Genomic DNA, 16,639 nt, shown 5'->3' on the forward strand with positions numbered 1-16,639 from the left:
GCCCAAGGCTGCCAAGGCCTGGCGGCGTCAGCCGCGGGCCTGCGGGCGCGGGAGCGCCGCCGGTGCGGGCATGGTGTCACGGCGCGTGGGTGGTGATCAGGAAATAGACCCATTCGCCCTTGAAATCAGGGTGTTCGGCGCGGGCCTCGGCCACTTGGGTGCGCAGGAAGTCGAGGTAGGGCGCTGCGGGCTCGCTGAGCGGGCGGGTGCCGTCATACAGCGGGTGCGAGGCGGCGAAGGCGACGGCGATTTCCTGGCCGTAGGGCGGGCCGACGGAGATTTGCAGGCCGGGGTCTCCGGCCTCCTTGGCGCCGACGCGCAGGGCGCTTTTGGGGGCGGCCTCCGTCAGCGGCACCAGCTCGTTCGGGCTGAGGTGCAGCACCGCGCCGCCGGCGTCGAAATAGTCGACATAGACATAAGCCGGGTAGTCCGGCGCGGTGAGGTCGAAGAACAGCCGGTCACCGCCGGAATAGTCGAGCACCCGGGCGTGGGCGTCCTCGCCGACCAGCAGCGGATTGGTGATCTGGTCGGTGCTTTGCGGCAGGCCGACGCTGGAAATCCCGGCCAGCGCGCCGCATTGCGGGCGGGGCAGCAGGCGCATCTGATCGGAGACGGTGATGTCGGCGCCCATCTGCGCCTGCAGCGCGGCCAGAACGGGGCTGCGCAACCCGTCCTTGGGAAGGTGGCCGCGGACCTCCAGCGTGGCGGATTCGGGGACAAAGGCGACCTGCAGGCGGGAGCAGGGGACGGCGGCGAGGATTCCGGAAACGCCGTCGCGCAAGGGATCGCCCTCGGCCACGGCATCGCCCGGCTGCATGAAGCTTTGGAAGGCGGCGAGGGAGACCGGGTCGATGTCGCCGCTGCCGCCCTGGAACGCCAGCGCGGCCTTGATGCGGGGGGCGTCGGGGGTGGCGGCAGGCGTTTGCAGGGCGGGTGGTGTGGTGTCCGGCAGCGGTGCGGAAACAGGCTGCGCCTCGGGACTGGGCTGGCTGGCGGGAAGGGTCTGCGGCAAATCTGCCGGGTTGGGCTGAGCCGGTGCGGCGGAGGTCAGCGGAGCTGCAGTGTTGGCCAGCGCGATGGCGGGTTTCTGCGCGGCGGCCAGCAGAACAGGGGCCGCGGTGGCGGCGGTGGCCGGTTTCACCGCGGCGGCTGCCGGGGCGGCCTGCTGCAAGGCGGCTTGGGCCGGGGCAGCCTGGGCCGACTGCGGCTCAGCCACTTGGGCCGAAAAGGCAGCCGGGCGGACGTCAGGCAGATGGGCGGCGGATGCAGGGGCGCTGGCGAGTTTGCTGGAGGGGGCATGGGCAGGAGCGGCCGCAGGGGCCTGGGCGGCAGCGGGGGCGAGGCTGGCTGCTGCTGGGGTCTTTGCCTGGGCCTTGGATCGCGGGATGCTGCTTGCGGCGAGGCCTTGGCTTTGTGCTTGGGATTCAGGAGCTTGCTCGCCTTGCGGCGCCTGCGGAACGGCCTCGGACCGGGGGATGCGGTGGGCCTGCAGGTTGAGGCTGCTTTCCGGGGTGGGCTGCTGCGGCAGCGGATTGGGGGTGAGCGAGATCAGCAGCGCGGCGGCGCCGCCGGCGTGGACCAGGGCGGAGGCCGCGAGCCCCAGCGCCCATGTGGCCGGGGCGCGCATCACCCGTCTGTTTCCGGGGTGACCACCAGCACCACGTCCCGGAACCCCAGCGCCTCGCCCTCGGCCACCAGCGGCAGCACGTTGCGCAGTTCAGCCGCGCGGTGGGCGTTGATGCGCAGGCGCAGCTCCGGGTCTTCTGCCAGCCGGGCGGAGAGGGCAGGGGAGAGGGCCTCGCGGGTGAGTTCCTCGCCGTCGAGTGCCAGGGCGCCCTGGGCGGAGATGGCCAGGGTGATGCCGCCCGAGGGCATGTCGCGGCCGGTGACGGCGGTTGCGGGGCGGACGTCAAACGGGGCGGTTGCGTCCATCCGGCCGATCAGCATGAAGAACACCAGCAGGAAAAACACCACGTCGATCAGGGCGATGATGGTTTCGGAATGCGGATTGCGGGCCGGGCGGTTGAGCTTCATGGGGACGCCTCCAGCCGCAGGACGCGCAGGCGGGTAACGCCAGCCAGTGCGGCGCTGTCCATCACGGTGATCAGCGCCTGGGTCTGGGCGGCGCCGGAGGGGAGGATCACCACCTGGGTGAGCGGTTCGTCGGCGACGGCAGAGGCGAGGGTGGTGCGGAGGGCGTCGTGATCCAGTGCGGTGCCGCGCAGCACCGGCACGCCGTCGGCGCCGAGGCGGATCATCAGGGTGCCTGCCGGGCTTTGCGGGCTGGCGGCGGTGGCCTCGGACGGTTTCACCGCCGGGATCATGTCGAGGTTCAGATAGGTGGAGGTCACCATGAAGAACACCAGCAGGATCAGCATCACGTCGATCATCGGCACCAGTGAGATCAGGGCGCGGGGCCGGGAGGGCCGGTTGATCGTCATGGCAGATCCCCTCCGTGTCAGCGCGACCCGTCTATCAGCAGCAGGCGGCCGGCGGCGCTTTCGATCGCTTGGGCGGCGGCGTCGATGCGGGCGGCGAACAGGCCTGCTGCGACGGCGGCGGGGATCGCCACCAGAAGGCCCGCGGCGGTGGTCAGCAGCGCTTGCCAGATGCCGCCGGCAAGCACCGAGGCATTGGCAGCACCCTGCGCCAGCTCCAGCTCCTGGAAGGACTGGATCATTCCGAGGACGGTGCCGAGCAGGCCCAGAAGCGGGGCGACCATGGCGATCAGCTCCAGGAGGCGGATCAGAGAGTTCATCCGGCTGACCTCCTCATTGCCGCGGCGCTGCAGCTCGTCCTGCAGCAGCGGGCCGCGCAGGCCCTCCTGCAGCGCCTGCATGGCGTAGGCCATCACCCGGCCGGCAGGTGATTTGTCGGTCTCGATGCTTTGCTGAGCGCGTGTGCGGTCGCCGTCTTTCCACAGGTCCAATGCCTGCTCGCGGGCGTCCCCGCCGGAGCGAACTGGCCAGAGCTGGATCAGCTTCACCGCGATCACGGTGATCGACAGCAGCGACATCAGCGCCAGAAGCGCAATCACCGGGCCGCCGGTGCCGAGCATATCCCAGGTGCCGGCCATGGCTTATTTCACCAGCGGCGCGGCAGCGCGGGAGCCGAGCTCCAGGATCGGGAAGCAGTCCATCTGCTCCTCGTTCTGGGGCTGGCAGGAGGTGATGTCGTGCAGCAGGATCTCGGAGATGTTGCCGCAGGAGATTTCCGGGATTTCGAACAGTTTCAGGGTGGTGCGCTGGACCGGCAGCGGGGCGGCGTCGATCGACAGCAGGCGGTCGATCACCCCTTGGCCGTCGAGTATGGCGAGCGACATTTCAAAGCCTTCGAAGCTCTTGCCGGTCTGGTTGCGGAACAGGAAGAAGGCGCGGCAGCCGCCGCCCTCGATCTCCTCGGTCTTGTTCAGCTCGACCCGCAGCGGGCCGGTTTCAGCCGCGGCGGAGAGCGGCAGGCAGATCAGGGCGAGGGCAGTCAGCAGGCGGGTCAGGGGCATCACTGTCTCCGGGTTCCGGTGGGATGCCCAGCCCGCAACCGCTGCGGGCCGGGCTGTTGTTCGGGGTCAGACCAGGGCTGTCAGCGCCTTTTCGATCTTGTCCATGGCGTCGCGGGCGGAGTCGAGGTCGCGGCGTTTCAGGTGGCGGGCGGCGACATGCAAGGCGCGGCCCAGCCGGGTGCGGACCTTGCCGGGCGCGCGGGCGACGTTGGCCTGCAAGGATTGCGCGCGCTTGACCTGTGCGCCCAGGCTGCGCTGGTCCATTTCGCGCTGGCCGCGTTTCAGTGTTCTGGCCTCATCCTCGCGGTCCTTGCCGATGCGGGCCACGGCGCGTTCGATCACCACGATCATGGTCTCGGCCTCCTGCAGGCGGCCCTTGTTGATCAGGCTGACGGACTTCGCCAAGGCGCGCTTGAGTTTCAGCTCCAGCGGGCCGGGGGCGAGGCCGATGCGCGGCTGGATGCGCTTGAGGCGGCGTTTCAGCGGCGCGACGGCCTTCTTGTCGATGCCGGTGGCGGAAATGTCGGCGGCCCTCTCCTCGGTAACCTGGCCCTCGGGCTTTTCCGGCTTGAGGCTGTCCAGCAGGTTGCCGCCGTCGTCGTAGAACAGCACGTTGACCTTGGGCTTGTTGCGCTTGAGGAATTTCTTGAGTTCAGTGACCATCCGCTGCGGCGCGGTTTCGCAGATCATTTCCATTGCGCCGGAGCGCACCACATAGGTGCCCCAGGCCATCGGCGGCCCGCCGCCTTCCTTCTTCATCGGGTTTTTCAGGGTTTCGGGTTTCTTGCCCGGCTGGATCATCAGAAGCGGGTCTTTGCTCTGGTCCAGGCAGAAGGCAAAGCTCATGCGCTTCTTGGCGCCCTCGCGGACCATCGCTTTGACTTCCTTACCGGAAATACGCTCAATACTCATTATTCGCCCGCCGCAAAAAGCTGTGAAAACATTTGACTTTAGGATGCCGATAAGGCTCACTTGGGGTCAAGTTTTAGTTTGAGATTAAGGCGGCCTTAACCACCGGATCAAAAAAGGACGGGGGGCCGCTTGACGTTACGTTAACGCGTCCGCAAAATCGGAAGAAAAAGCGGGGGGGCAATAGATGGATCCGGCAGTATTACTGCAGCCCAAAGGGGACGATGCGCCCAGCGGCGAGAACCTCGAATACGATCCAGCCTTCACCGAGATGGAGCTGGCTGCGCAGCCCGGGGAAGAATCCGTTGTGGGCAACGAGACCATCGAGGCCACGGATCCGGATTACCGAGAAGTTCAGAAGAAGGCGCTGGAGGTTTTGGAGCGCAGCCACGACCTGCGCGCGGCGGTGTTCCTGGGCGACGCGCTGCTGCATTCCGAGGGGCTGACCGGGTTTGCCGATGTGACAACCTACATGCGCGGCTGCCTGGAGGACTTCTGGGAGACCTGCCATCCGGAGCTGGATGAGGATGACGGCGACCCGACGATGCGGATCAACGCGGTGCAGGATCTTTGCGGCCAGCCGGACGGGATGGCGGGAGCGTCGCCGCTTTACCGGTCGCTGCGGCGGGCGCCGCTGAGTGAGAGCCGCGGCTTTGGCCGGTTCTCCCTGCGCGATATCGAGATCGCCGAAGGGGTGATGACCGCACCCGCGGACATGGAGCATATCCCGGACACCGCCACCATCGGCGCTGCCTTTCAGGACAGCGATGAGGAGATCATCGCCGAGCGGCTGGCGGCGATCGAAACGTCAGAGGAAAACGTCCGGGCGATTTCGGCGGTGTTTGATGAGCAGACGCCGGGGCAGGGGCCGGACCTGAGCGCGCTGATCAAACTGCTGCAGCAGACCGCCAAGCGCATCCGCGACTATGGCAATGTGAGTGCCGGGGACGGGGCCGCCGAAAACGGTGCTGCGGATGATGGCGCGGCGGACGAGGCCGGAGCGGCAGCCGCGCCGGCGGCGGCAGGCGGGCGCGCAGCGCCGGCAGCGCCGGGGGCGATCAACTCGCCCGCGGATGTGTCCAACGCGCTGGACCGGATCATCGGCTATTACCGGCGGGCGGAACCGTCGAGCCCGCTGCCGATCCTGCTGGAGCGGGCCAAGCGGCTGGTGGGGGCCGACTTCCTCACCATCATGAACGACATGGCGCCGCAGGGGGTGGACAACGTCAACCTCATTGGCGGCATCGAAGACGACGACGACTGACAGACACGGGAGCACGCTGCGGCCGGACCGGCGGCGGGGCCCGTGACAGCAAGACGAGTAAGGAGACCTAGATGGCCGGAAGTTCACAGAAATTCATTGCACGCAACCGGGCCCCGCGGGTCCAGATCGAATATGACGTGGAGCTGTATGGCGCCGAGAAGAAGGTGCAGCTGCCGTTTGTGATGGGCGTGATGAGCGACCTGGTGGGCAAATCCGAAGTGGAGCAGCCCGCGGTCGCAGACCGCAAATTCCTGGAAATCGACGTGGACAACTTCGATGACCGGATGAAGTCAATGGCGCCGCGCGCCGCCTTCACCGTGCCCAACACGCTGACCGGCGAGGGCAACCTGGCGGTCGACATCACGTTTGAGAGCATGGACGATTTCAAGCCCGCCGCGATCGCCGCCAAGGTGGAGCCGCTGCGCGAGCTCTTGGAAGCGCGCACCCAGCTGTCGAACCTGATGACCTACATGGACGGCAAGACCGGCGCCGAGGATCTGATCTCCAAGATCATTCAGGATCCGAGCCTGCTGAAAACCCTGGCCGCGCAGCCGAAGCCCGGCGGCGACGCCGACAGCGAAGAATAATAGGGGAGGACAAAGATGGCTGAAGAAGAACTCCAGGCGGAAGCCGCTGCCGGTGAAGCCGCCTTTGGCTCTGCCGAATTCGCCAACCTGCTGCAGAAGGAATTCCGCCCCAAGTCGGACCAGGCCAAGACCGCTGTCGAAAGCGCGGTCAAGACCCTGGCCGAACAGGCGCTGGCAAATTCCGCGCTGATTTCGGATGACGCGCTGCGCTCGATCGAGAGCATCGTGGCGGAGATCGACAAGAAACTGACCGAGCAGGTCAACCTGATCCTGCACAACGAGGAATTCCAGCAGCTGGAAAGCGCCTGGCGCGGGCTGCATTACCTGGTCAACAACACCGAAACGGACGAGCAGCTGAAGATCCGGGTGATGCCGATCACCAAGAAGGAAATGTCCAAGACCCTGAAGAAGTTCAAGGGGACGGCCTGGGATCAGTCGCCGCTGTTCAAGAAGATCTACACCGAGGAATTCAGCCAGCTGGGCGGCGAGCCCTATGGCTCTTTGGTGGTGGACTACCATTTCGACCATTCGCCGCCGGACATCGAGCTGCTGGGCGAGCTGTCCAAGATCGCCGCGGCCGCGCATGCGCCGCTGATCACCGGTGCCAAGCCGACGCTGTTCCAGATGGACAGCTGGGCGGAACTGTCGAACCCGCGCGATCTGACCAAGATCTTCCAGACCCCGGAATATGCCGCCTGGCGGTCCCTGCGCGACAGCGAAGATGCCAAGTATGTCGGCCTGGCGATGCCGCGGTTCCTGGGCCGTCTGCCCTATGGCTCCAAGACCGACCCGGTGGAGGAGTTTGCGTTTGAGGAAGACACCGCAGGCGCGACCAGCGACAAATACGGCTGGGTCAATGCGGCCTATGGCATGGCGGTGAACATCACCCGGTCGTTCAAGATGTACGGCTGGTGCTCGCGCATCCGCGGCGTCGAAAGCGGCGGCACGCTGGAGAACCTGCCCAGCCACACCTTCCCGACCACCGATGGCGGCGTCGATCAGAAATGCCCGACTGAGATTGCCATCGACGACCGGCGCGAGGCGGAACTGGCGAAGAACGGCATGATGCCGCTGATCCACCGCAAGAACACCGATGTGGCGACCTTCATGGGCGCACAGTCGCTGCACAAGCCGGCCGAATATGACGATCCGGACGCGACCGCAAACGCCAACCTGGGCGCGCGGCTGCCGTATCTGTTCGCCACATGCCGGTTCGCGCACTATCTCAAGTGCATGGTGCGGGACAAAGTCGGCTCGTTCAAAAGCCGCCAGGACATGGAATCCTGGCTGCAGGACTGGATCAACAACTATGTTGACTTCAACGCGGATATCTCCTCGGAGAACGAGAAGGCGCGCAAGCCTCTGGCCGCAGCCGAAGTGGTTGTGGAAGAGGTCGAGGGCAACCCGGGGTATTACACCTCGAAATTCTTCCTGCGCCCGCATTACCAGCTTGAGGGGCTTTCCGTCTCACTGCGGCTGGTATCGAAACTGCCCTCGGAAAAAGGAGGCTGATTTCCCACTCCCCAGCCTCAAACCCATCATAGTGCAGTAGAGTTCTTAGTTTTTGAAAGGATAGAAAAATGGCTGCAAATATGTTCGTGCATATCTCGGATATCGACGGCGACGCGACCGAGGAACAGCACAAGAAATGGATCGTTGTCCAGTCCGCGAGCTGGAATGTTGAACGTGCCGTGGAAATGACCGACCTCGGGTCGACCCAGCGGATGCATGCGAACTCCAACTTCGGCAAGGTCGAGCTGACATCGCAGATGGGCAAGGCGTCCAACGATCTGGCGCTGTCGGTTGCCAACGGCACCGTGCGCCCGGAAATCACCATGCACTGGTGCCGGTCGGGTGACAGCGCCAGCCAGGGCCTGCTGGTCTATTCGATCTGGAAGTTCAAGGACGTGGTGGTGGACAGCTATTCCATCTCTGCCAGTGAAGACGGCATTCCGGAAGAGACCTGGTCGCTGGCCTATGCCTCGATCGAGCATGAGTACAAGTCGACCAACCAGAAAACCGGTAAACTCACCACTGAAGGCACCTTCAAGTGGAACGTGCAGACCGGCAAGGTCGAGTAAGACATTCGGCTGGCCCCGGGCGTGTTTGCGCCCGGGGTCCGTTTTTTCTGAAGCATTTGCAGCATCCAGTCCTAGTTGCGGAGTAGAGCCCCATGACACCCGAAGAGCATCTGAAGGCCGGTGATCCCAGGGCGGCGCTGGAGGCGCTGCAAGACAAGATCCGGGCGGACGCGAGCAATGCCAAGCTGCGGGTTTTCCTGTTTCAGCTGCTCTGTGTGCTGGGCGACTGGACCCGGGCGATTGCCCAGCTGAAAGCGGCGGCGGGTCTGGATGAAGGCGCCACGGTGATGGCGCAGGCCTACCGCGAGGCGATCATTTGCGAGGTTTACCGCGAGAAGGTTTTTGCCGGTGAGAAATCGCCGCCGATCCTGGGCGAGCCGGAGGAATGGCTGGCGCATCTGATCGAAGCGCAGAAACTGCTGGCGCAGGGCAATCCCAAGGAAGCCGCGGAGCTGCGCGCCAAGGCGTTTGAGGCCGCACCTGCCAGTCCGGGTGAGGTGAACGGCAAGCGGTTCGAATGGATCGCCGATGCCGACATGCGGCTGGGACCGGTGCTGGAAACCATCGTCAACGGCAAATACTACTGGCTGCCGTTTTCGCAGATCGTCTCGTTCGAGGCGGAGGAGCCGAGCGACCTGCGCGATGCGGTCTGGACCGCCGGCACGCTGACGCTGGCGGGCGGCGGCGCGGTGGCGGCGATGATCCCGACCCGCTACCCGGGCTCTGAAAAGGCCGACGGGCTGTCGATGCTGGCGCGCGCCACCGTGTGGGAGGACGCCGGCGAGGAAACCTATACCGGTCTGGGCCAGCGGCTGCTGACGATCGGGGAAGAGGACATTGCCATCATGGATGTGCGCACACTCCGGATGGATGGGCATGACGTAGAAAATGGCTGACAAGACACTGGCCGAGCGCCTGCAGCCCTCGCTGCTGGACCGCCTGACCGACAATGCACCTGGCGATCTGAAGGAAACCCGCGAGAGCCGGGTGATCGACCTTGTGCGGCTGCGGGAAATCATTCAGCGCGATCTGTCCTGGCTTTTGAATACCCAGAATGTGGAAAGCCATTTTGATGCGGAGAAATACCCGTCGGTGTCGGCCTCGGTGCTGAACTACGGGCTGGTGGAAGTGGCGGGTGAAGCCTCGACCACTGAGAAAGCGGAGGCGATCCGCCGGTCGATCAAGCAGGCGATCGCCACCTATGAGCCGCGGATCATCGACGGTTCGGTCGATGTGCGGCTGCAGGACGGGACTGACGCCACCGAGATGACCGTCGGCCTGGAGATCCGCGCCGACATGTGGGCGCAGCCGATGCCGCTGGAGCTGTATCTGCGCAGCAAGGTCGATCTGACCACCGGTGAAGTGGAAATGGAAAGGGCGCTGTGAGATGGATACACGGCTGCTGACCCATTACGAGAACGAGCTGAACTACCTGCGCGACATGGGCGCGGAGTTTGCTGCCGCCTATCCCAAGATCGCCGCGCGGCTGGGGATGGAAGGGGTTGAGGTCCTTGATCCTTATGTCGAACGGCTGCTGGAGGGCGCCGCCTTTCTGACCGCGCGGGTGCAGCTGGAACTGGAGCTGCAGTATCCGAATTTCACCTCGAACCTGCTGGAGATCATCTATCCGCATTACCTGGCGCCGACACCGTCGATGATGATCGCGGCGTTTGAGCCGGATGCGGCGAATTCGGCGGTGAAAAGCGGCTATGTGCTGCCGCGCGGCTCCACCCTCAGGTCGCGGCTGACCGAAGGCGAGCAGACGCCCTGCGAGTTCCGCACCGCCGCCGATCTGACGATGTGGCCGATCGAGATCACCGAGGCGCAGTATATCGACGGGCGCGGCGAGCTGGTCGCGGCGGGCGTGGCCACCGGCTATGACGCGCGCGCAGGCATCCGGCTGCGCATCAAGCGTATCGACGGCGACCCGATCAGCAAATTGCAGATGGACAGGCTGTCGCTGTACCTGTCCGGTGCGGCGGGCAACAGCTGGCCGCTTTTGGAACTGCTGTGCACCCAGGTGCAGGGGATCGTGGCGCGCTCCACCGACCGGCGGGCCGATTGGCAGCTGCCGCTGCGCGGCGCCAAGGTGGTGCAGAAGGGGTTCAGCCCGGAGGAGGCGCTGTTGCCGCTGCCGCGCCGGGTTTATGACGGCTACCGGCTGCTGCAGGAATATTTCGCCATGCCGGAGCGGTTCCGCTTTGTCGAGCTGCAGGGGCTGCGGGCGGGGCTGGAGAAATCCGCCGGCAATGAGGTGGATCTGTATATCCTGCTGCGCGAAGGCATGTCCGAGGTGGCGCCGATCGTGGTGCCGGAGGTGTTCCAGCTGAACGCGGTGCCCGCCGTGAACCTGTTCGAGAAACGCTGCGACCGGGTGCGGATTGCGCCGATTGATACCGAGCATCACGTGATCCCGAACCGCACCGCCGGGCTGGATTATGAGGTCTACGCGCTGCAAAGCGTGGTCGGGATCAGCGGCGAGGGGGAGGACGATGTGGTGTTCCGCCCGTTCTATTCCGCCAATGACTTTACCGCCGCGGGCGAAAGCCACCCGGCATATTACACCGTCAAGCGGCGGATGCGGCAGCGGTCTGAGAAGGAGCGTTTGCGCGGGGTGCGCAGCTCTTACCTGGGGTCGGAGGTGTTCCTGACGCTGGTCGACCGGTCGCAGGTGCCCTATTCGCCGGGGCTGGAGCAGCTGGCGGTGACCGCGCTGTGCACCAACCGCGACCTGCCGATGCTGCTGGCCACCGGCAGTGACGACGTCTTCCACCTCCCCGAAGGCGGCCCGGTCAAGAAGGTGACGCTGCCGGTGTCGCCCACCCGTCCGCATCCGACGCTGGCGCAGGGGGATACTGCCTGGCGGCTGATCTCACACCTCAGCCTCAACTACGTGTCGATTGCCGAAACCGGCAAGGGCCAGTCGGCGGAGGCGCTGCGTGAGCTGGTCGGGCTGTATGCGCCCCTGGGCGACCGGGTGACCGAGAAGCAGCTGGAGGGGATCCTGTCGGTCGGCGCGCGGCCCATCGTGCGGCGGATGAGCGATGAAATCCTGTCCACCGCGGTGCGCGGGCTGGAGATCACCCTGGGCTTTGACGAGAGTTTTTTCGAAGGCAGCAACATCTACGCGCTGGGGGCGGTGCTGGAGCGGTTCTTCCGCGGGTATGCCAGCATCAACTCATTCACGGAGACCGTCCTGAAAACTGAAAAACGCGGGGAAATTGCCAGATGGCGACCGGAAAAGGGCCTTGGCCGGATGATCTGAGCCTCTATGGCCGGCTGGCCATGGAGCCTGAGAAACACCACGTTTTTCAGGCCCTGAGGGTATTGGAGGCGCATTTCGAGGAGGCCCCCCGGCTTGGCGAAAGCCGCCGCCCGCGCGAGGACAAGCTGCGGCTGGGACAGGAGGCGGAGCTGGCCTTTCCGCCCTCGACCATTGCCGCGTTCAAGCCGGCCGAAGGGGACAAGCCCGCGGTGCTGACCAACCGCTTTTTCGGCCTGTTCGGGCCGCAAGGGCCGTTGCCGCTGCACCTGACCGAATACGCCCGCGACCGCAAACGCAACCACCGCGATCCGACGATGGTGGCCTTTGCCGATATGCTGACGCACCGGCTGATGAGCCTGCTCTATCGCGCTTGGACGCAAGGCTCACCCGCCGTCAGCTTTGACCGGGCGGATGATCCGATGGCGCGCAAGGTGGCGTCGCTGATCGGCTATAATGGCTTCAAGTTCGCCCGCCGGGACGACATGCCCGACCTGGCCAAGCTGCATTTTGCCGGCCACCTGGCGCGCGGCGCGAAGAACCCGGAAGGGCTGGTGTCGATCCTGGCGGCGTTTTTCGAGGTGCCGGTCTCCTTGGAGGAATTTGTCGGCAGCTGGCTGGAGCTGGAGCCGGACGACCGCTGGGGGCTGGGCTATGGCGGGCTGGGGCAAAGCACCAGCATCGGCAACAAGGTGTGGAGCCGCACCGCCAAGTTCCGCATCCGCATCGGGCCGCTGACGCTGAAGGATTACGAGCGGCTGCTGCCGGGCGGGGAGGCGCTGAAACGGCTGCGCGCCATTGTGCGCTCTTATGCCGGCGATGTGCTGGACTGGGACGTGAACCTGGTGCTGGCGGGCGATGAGGTGCCGCGCGCGTCCCTGGGCGGAACCACCCGGTTGGGGCACACCAGCTGGATCCGTTCGCGCCCGGATCCGGATGCGGATCAGCCGGACGTGAATGATTTGTACCTGTACCCGGGATTTGGCGCCGGGGCTGAAGAGCGAGTAGAGGGAGGGATTTGAGATGACCGAGATCAGCCGCGTGGCGCTGTTTGGCAAGCTGAACAAGCTGGGATACCAGGCCGTTGAAAGTGCAACCGTGTTCTGCAAGATGCGCGGAAACCCTTATGTCGAGCTGGTGCATTGGATGCATCAGCTGCTGGCGCAGCAGGACAGCGACCTGCACCGGATCATCCAGCATTACGATCTGGATGCGGGTAAGATAGCCACCGAGCTCACCCGCGCGCTGGACATGCTGCCGCGCGGCGCCTCGACGATCTCGGACCTCTCCGATCACCTGATGGATGCGATGGAACGCGGCTGGGTCTGGGGCTCGCTGCTCTACTCCTCGGGGCATGTGCGCAGCGGCCATCTGCTGCTGGGGATGCTGAAGACGCCGGCGCTGCGCAACATCCTGTCGACCATGTCGCCGGAGCTGGCAAAGATCGGCGCCGATGATCTGGCTGACAATTTCAACGAGGCCACCGATGGCTCGCCCGAGGAAACGCTGGGGGCGCAGGACGGCTCCAACGTGACCGGCGGCGGTGCCGAGCCGGGCGAGGCTTCTTCGGCGATGGCGCCGGGCGCGATGGGCAAAGGTGAGGCGCTGGAACAGTTCTGCACTGACCTGACCGAACAGGCCCGCAACGGCGAGATCGACCCGATCGTGGGCCGGGACGAGGAAATCCGCCAGATCGTCGATATCCTAATGCGGCGGCGGCAGAACAACCCGATCCTGACCGGCGAGGCCGGGGTGGGCAAGACCGCGGTGGTCGAGGGTTTTGCCCTGCGGATCGCGCGCGGCGACGTGCCGCCCAGCCTGCACGATGTGCGGCTGCTGGCGCTGGATGTGGGGCTGCTGCAGGCCGGCGCCTCGATGAAGGGCGAATTTGAAAACCGCCTGCGCCAGGTGATCGACGAGGTGCAGGCGAGCCCGGTGCCGATCGTGATGTTTGTGGATGAAACCCACACCTTGGTGGGGGCAGGGGGCGCGGCCGGCACCGGCGATGCGGCCAACCTGCTGAAACCGGCGCTGGCGCGCGGCACCCTGCGCACCATCGGCGCCACGACCTGGGCCGAGTACAAGAAATACATCGAGAAGGATCCGGCGCTGACCCGCCGCTTCCAGGTGGTCAAGGTCGATGAGCCGGATATCCCGAAGGCGGTCCTGATGATGCGGGGCATTGCCTCGATGCTGGAACAGCACCACCGGGTGCAGGTTCTGGATGAGGGGATTGAGGCGGCAGTCAGCTTGTCGGCGCGCTATATCCCGGCGCGGCAGCTGCCGGACAAGTCGGTGAGCCTTTTGGATACCGCTTGCGCCCGCGTGGCGGTGAGCCAGCACGCGGTGCCGGCCGAGGTCGATGACAGCCAGCGCCGGATCGAAGCGCTGACCACCGAGCTGGAGATCATCGGCAGGGACGAGACCGCAGGGTATGAGGTTGCCGACCGGCGCGAGGCAGTGGAGGCGGCCAAGGCCGCCGAGGAGGAACGGCTGGCCGGTCTGACCGAGCGCTGGGACAAGGAAAAGGCGGTGGTCGAAGGCATTCTGGACCTGCGCGCCAAGCTCCGGGAGGGGGCCGCGCCCGTGGATGATGCCGGGGATGCCGGGGACGACGCTGCGGAGGGCGCTGCCGATAGCCCGCTGTCGGATGATGAGCGCGCCGAACTGATGCAGCAGCTGAAGGACAAGAACGCGGAGCTGGAAGCCTTGCAAGGCGACTCGGCCCTGATCCTGCCGATTGTCGACCACCAGGCGGTGGCCTCGGTGGTGGGCGATTGGACCGGCATTCCGGTGGGGCGCATGGTCAAGGACGAGATCGAGACCATCCTGAACCTGGAAGAGCGGCTGGCCCAGCGGGTGATCGGCCAGGACCACGCGATGAAGATGATCGCCAAGCGCATTCAGACCAGCCGTGCTGGCCTCGACAACCCGAACAAGCCGATCGGTGTGTTCATGCTGGCGGGCACCTCGGGCGTCGGCAAGACCGAGACCGCGCTGGCGCTGGCTGAGGTGCTGTATGGCGGTGAACAGAATGTCATCACCATCAACATGTCGGAATACCAGGAGGCCCATACCGTCAGCTCCTTGAAAGGGGCGCCTCCGGGTTATGTCGGCTATGGTGAAGGCGGGGTGCTGACCGAGGCGGTGCGGCGCAAGCCCTATTCCGTGGTGCTGCTGGACGAGGTCGAAAAGGCGCACCCGGACGTGCATGAGATCTTCTTTCAGGTGTTCGACAAGGGCGTGATGGAGGACGGCGAGGGGCGCGTGATCGACTTCAAGAACACGCTGATCCTGCTGACGTCGAATGTCGGCACCGAGACGATCATGGATCTGTGCTCTGACCCCGATCTGATGCCGGAGCCGGAGGGCATGGCGAAAGCCCTGCGTGATCCGCTGCTGAAGGTGTTCCCGCCCGCCCTGCTGGGGCGTCTGGTGACGATCCCCTATTACCCGCTGTCGCCGGACATGATTGCCGAGATCACCAAGCTGCAGCTGGGCCGCATCCAGAAGCGGGTCGAGGAAGCGCACGGGGTGCCGTTCTCTTACAGCGGCGAAGTCGTCGACAAGATCGTCGAGCGCTGCCAGGAGCTGGAATCCGGCGGCCGGATGATCGACGCCATCGTCACCAATTCGATGCTGCCGGACATTTCCAACGAGTTCCTGCGCCGCCTGATGGAGGGCAAGGAAGTGGAGAAGGTCGAGATCGGCGTTACGGACGGAGAGTTTTCATACGCATTCGACTGATGCGGCGCCGCACAGCCTGCGCCGCAGGGTGATGAGTACAAGGGAGAAATAAGATGGCCAAGACAACAACCGTTAAGCACAAGTTCTATGTTGTCGATCTTGTGCGTTCCAAACCCAAGCTGAACTACATCGAACTGCCGAAATACCGGGTCGATGTGGAGTTTGAAGTCACCACCAAGGGCACCGTGAAAAAGCCGGATCCGGCACCCTCGACCAAGCTGAAGCGCCTGGAAGAGGCCGGCATGGCGGAGCTGGAGCGCTATGAGAAGGTGATCACCGAAGAGGCGGTGAAGCTGGACGCCAAGGTCGGCAAGCTGATGGAGACGCCGGGGGCGGCGGCACAGAAAGAAGCGGAAAAGATGATCCAGGCGACCAACGCCTCGATCAAGAACGCGATGGATTCGGCGGAAGGGGCCGCACAGAAAGCCATCGAGGCCCGGCTCAAGAAAGAGGCCCAAGGCGACAAGCTGCTGAAGGAGGCGCGGGTCAAGACCACGCTCAAGGTGGGGCTGGGCACGATCAAGATCGCAGGCTCCGTTGCCAAGCTGGTGGCGACCTCCGGCGCGGATGTGACCTCTTACAAGACCATCGTTGTTGAGGTTGTGAAGCTGGGGATGGAGATCAATCAGCAGCTCAAGAACGAGGCCAAGCTGCGCAAGGATCTTTATACCGGGATCCAAGCCTATATCACCCTGCGCGGCACCGTACTGATGCAGGCGGCGGAGCGGCAGGGGATCACCGACACCTCCGGCATTTCGGTGAAAAAGCCGATTGAAGCGATCAAGAAGCTGACCGCGAAGGCGCTGGCGATGGGCGATGAGGTGACCAAGGGCAAGGATGCCAAGTCGATCGCCAAGAACCTGCTGGACGCCACGGTCAAGGGGATCTCGGCCAAGGTGAATGACGCCGAGAAGGCGCGCAAAGCGTACCGCGAGCACACCACCAAGACCCGCAACAAGACCGACAGCCTGGGTGTTTCGGCGGACAAGCTGATGAAGAAGGTGCGCGCGTCGAAAACTCTGAAAGAAGGGGTGAAGCTGGGTGCCGAATGCATGACGCTGAAACGCGCCGCCAGCGAGCTGGCCGCCAAGCTGAAGGACCGCGAGGCCTATCTGGAGGAAATGCAGGCCCTGATGGAGGGCAACGGCATGAAGATTGACGACCAGACCACGATCCAGAAGCTCAAGGAGCTGGACAAGAAGTCGATCGCCTCGGAAGCGGCCACGCTGATGGGGGCGATCAAGACCGTGAAGACCCTGGTAGACAACGTCAGCAAGGCGGTCGCCTGAT

Annotated in this window: 16 protein-coding genes; 10 read left to right on the top strand and 6 right to left on the bottom strand. The window is 64.9% G+C overall.

What is annotated here, in order from left to right; all coding sequences use genetic code 11:
- Positions 1-76 precede the first annotated feature (76 nt).
- From AC4HIX_RS19495 to AC4HIX_RS19520, 6 genes are all read right to left on the bottom strand, one after another.
- The gene (locus AC4HIX_RS19495; RefSeq protein ID WP_490400212.1) at positions 77-1,627 is read right to left on the bottom strand and encodes a DUF4384 domain-containing protein; all 1,551 of its coding nucleotides are present in this window, start codon (positions 1,625-1,627) and stop codon (positions 77-79) included.
- Positions 1,627-2,034 carry an ExbD/TolR family protein gene (locus tag AC4HIX_RS19500; RefSeq protein WP_490400213.1) on the bottom strand — a complete coding sequence of 136 codons (408 nt, stop codon included), beginning with the start codon at positions 2,032-2,034 and terminating at the stop codon, positions 1,627-1,629. Before AC4HIX_RS19500 ends, AC4HIX_RS19495 begins: the two co-directional genes overlap by 1 nt.
- On the bottom strand, positions 2,031-2,441 hold the full coding sequence (locus tag AC4HIX_RS19505; protein WP_490400214.1) for an ExbD/TolR family protein: 411 nt from the start codon (positions 2,439-2,441) through the stop codon (positions 2,031-2,033). The genes AC4HIX_RS19500 and AC4HIX_RS19505 overlap by 4 nt, the downstream gene beginning before the upstream one ends.
- A gap of 17 nt (positions 2,442-2,458) precedes the next feature.
- The gene (locus AC4HIX_RS19510) at positions 2,459-3,076 is read right to left on the bottom strand and encodes a MotA/TolQ/ExbB proton channel family protein (RefSeq protein WP_490400215.1); all 618 of its coding nucleotides are present in this window, start codon (positions 3,074-3,076) and stop codon (positions 2,459-2,461) included.
- 3 nt (positions 3,077-3,079) lie between these two features.
- Positions 3,080-3,499, bottom strand: coding sequence for a hypothetical protein (locus AC4HIX_RS19515; protein ID WP_490400216.1), 420 nt, complete (start codon positions 3,497-3,499; stop codon positions 3,080-3,082).
- Between the two features lie 66 nt (positions 3,500-3,565).
- Entirely contained in the window at positions 3,566-4,411 is an 846-nt protein-coding gene (locus AC4HIX_RS19520) for a hypothetical protein (protein WP_490400217.1), read from the bottom strand.
- 184 nt (positions 4,412-4,595) lie between these two features.
- Here AC4HIX_RS19520 and tssA point away from each other — a divergent pair, with 184 nt between their 5' ends.
- The 10 genes from tssA (at position 4,596) to AC4HIX_RS19570 (ending at position 16,638) form a co-directional block, all read left to right on the top strand.
- A complete protein-coding gene (gene tssA / locus AC4HIX_RS19525; protein WP_490400218.1) occupies positions 4,596-5,672 on the top strand; it encodes a type VI secretion system protein TssA in 1,077 nt (358 codons plus the stop codon).
- Positions 5,673-5,743: 71 nt separating this feature from the next.
- Positions 5,744-6,259: a type VI secretion system contractile sheath small subunit gene (tssB, locus tag AC4HIX_RS19530; RefSeq protein WP_027260175.1), complete on the top strand. Its 516-nt coding sequence runs from the start codon at positions 5,744-5,746 to the stop codon at positions 6,257-6,259.
- Between the two features lie 15 nt (positions 6,260-6,274).
- Positions 6,275-7,771 (top strand): type VI secretion system contractile sheath large subunit, encoded by a 1,497-nt coding sequence (tssC, locus tag AC4HIX_RS19535; protein WP_475054698.1) that lies wholly within the window; start codon positions 6,275-6,277, stop codon positions 7,769-7,771.
- Positions 7,772-7,839: 68 nt separating this feature from the next.
- On the top strand, positions 7,840-8,340 hold the full coding sequence (locus AC4HIX_RS19540; RefSeq protein WP_475054696.1) for an Hcp family type VI secretion system effector: 501 nt from the start codon (positions 7,840-7,842) through the stop codon (positions 8,338-8,340).
- Between the two features lie 92 nt (positions 8,341-8,432).
- Positions 8,433-9,236, top strand: coding sequence for a type VI secretion system accessory protein TagJ (locus tag AC4HIX_RS19545; RefSeq protein ID WP_490400219.1), 804 nt, complete (start codon positions 8,433-8,435; stop codon positions 9,234-9,236).
- Complete coding sequence (gene tssE, locus AC4HIX_RS19550; RefSeq protein WP_475054692.1) at positions 9,229-9,726, top strand: type VI secretion system baseplate subunit TssE; 498 nt, start codon at positions 9,229-9,231, stop codon at positions 9,724-9,726. Before AC4HIX_RS19545 ends, tssE begins: the two co-directional genes overlap by 8 nt.
- A gap of 1 nt (position 9,727) precedes the next feature.
- Positions 9,728-11,605: a type VI secretion system baseplate subunit TssF gene (gene tssF, locus AC4HIX_RS19555; protein WP_490400220.1), complete on the top strand. Its 1,878-nt coding sequence runs from the start codon at positions 9,728-9,730 to the stop codon at positions 11,603-11,605.
- Positions 11,569-12,624 (top strand): type VI secretion system baseplate subunit TssG, encoded by a 1,056-nt coding sequence (gene tssG, locus AC4HIX_RS19560; RefSeq protein ID WP_490400221.1) that lies wholly within the window; start codon positions 11,569-11,571, stop codon positions 12,622-12,624. Before tssF ends, tssG begins: the two co-directional genes overlap by 37 nt.
- A gap of 1 nt (position 12,625) precedes the next feature.
- Positions 12,626-15,349, top strand: a complete 2,724-nt coding sequence (gene tssH / locus AC4HIX_RS19565) for a type VI secretion system ATPase TssH (RefSeq protein ID WP_490400222.1) — start codon at positions 12,626-12,628, stop codon at positions 15,347-15,349.
- A 53-nt stretch (positions 15,350-15,402) separates the two neighbouring features.
- A complete protein-coding gene (locus tag AC4HIX_RS19570; protein WP_490400223.1) occupies positions 15,403-16,638 on the top strand; it encodes a hypothetical protein in 1,236 nt (411 codons plus the stop codon).
- Position 16,639: the final 1 nt, after the last annotated feature.

Source organism: Leisingera sp., assembly GCF_982940295.1.

Excerpts from the sequence above, each read along its gene's own strand:
- AC4HIX_RS19495 (WP_490400212.1), bottom strand. The coding sequence starts at position 1,627 with ATGCGCGCCCCGGCCACATGGGCGCTGGGGCTCGCGGCCTCCGCCCTG.
- AC4HIX_RS19500 (WP_490400213.1), bottom strand. The coding sequence starts at position 2,034 with ATGAAGCTCAACCGCCCGGCCCGCAATCCGCATTCCGAAACCATCATC.
- AC4HIX_RS19505 (WP_490400214.1), bottom strand. The coding sequence starts at position 2,441 with ATGACGATCAACCGGCCCTCCCGGCCCCGCGCCCTGATCTCACTGGTG.
- AC4HIX_RS19510 (WP_490400215.1), bottom strand. The coding sequence starts at position 3,076 with ATGGCCGGCACCTGGGATATGCTCGGCACCGGCGGCCCGGTGATTGCG.
- AC4HIX_RS19515 (WP_490400216.1), bottom strand. The coding sequence starts at position 3,499 with ATGCCCCTGACCCGCCTGCTGACTGCCCTCGCCCTGATCTGCCTGCCG.
- AC4HIX_RS19520 (WP_490400217.1), bottom strand. The coding sequence starts at position 4,411 with ATGAGTATTGAGCGTATTTCCGGTAAGGAAGTCAAAGCGATGGTCCGC.
- tssA (WP_490400218.1), top strand. The coding sequence starts at position 4,596 with ATGGATCCGGCAGTATTACTGCAGCCCAAAGGGGACGATGCGCCCAGC.
- tssB (WP_027260175.1), top strand. The coding sequence starts at position 5,744 with ATGGCCGGAAGTTCACAGAAATTCATTGCACGCAACCGGGCCCCGCGG.
- tssC (WP_475054698.1), top strand. The coding sequence starts at position 6,275 with ATGGCTGAAGAAGAACTCCAGGCGGAAGCCGCTGCCGGTGAAGCCGCC.
- AC4HIX_RS19540 (WP_475054696.1), top strand. The coding sequence starts at position 7,840 with ATGGCTGCAAATATGTTCGTGCATATCTCGGATATCGACGGCGACGCG.
- AC4HIX_RS19545 (WP_490400219.1), top strand. The coding sequence starts at position 8,433 with ATGACACCCGAAGAGCATCTGAAGGCCGGTGATCCCAGGGCGGCGCTG.
- tssE (WP_475054692.1), top strand. The coding sequence starts at position 9,229 with ATGGCTGACAAGACACTGGCCGAGCGCCTGCAGCCCTCGCTGCTGGAC.
- tssF (WP_490400220.1), top strand. The coding sequence starts at position 9,728 with ATGGATACACGGCTGCTGACCCATTACGAGAACGAGCTGAACTACCTG.
- tssG (WP_490400221.1), top strand. The coding sequence starts at position 11,569 with ATGGCGACCGGAAAAGGGCCTTGGCCGGATGATCTGAGCCTCTATGGC.
- tssH (WP_490400222.1), top strand. The coding sequence starts at position 12,626 with ATGACCGAGATCAGCCGCGTGGCGCTGTTTGGCAAGCTGAACAAGCTG.
- AC4HIX_RS19570 (WP_490400223.1), top strand. The coding sequence starts at position 15,403 with ATGGCCAAGACAACAACCGTTAAGCACAAGTTCTATGTTGTCGATCTT.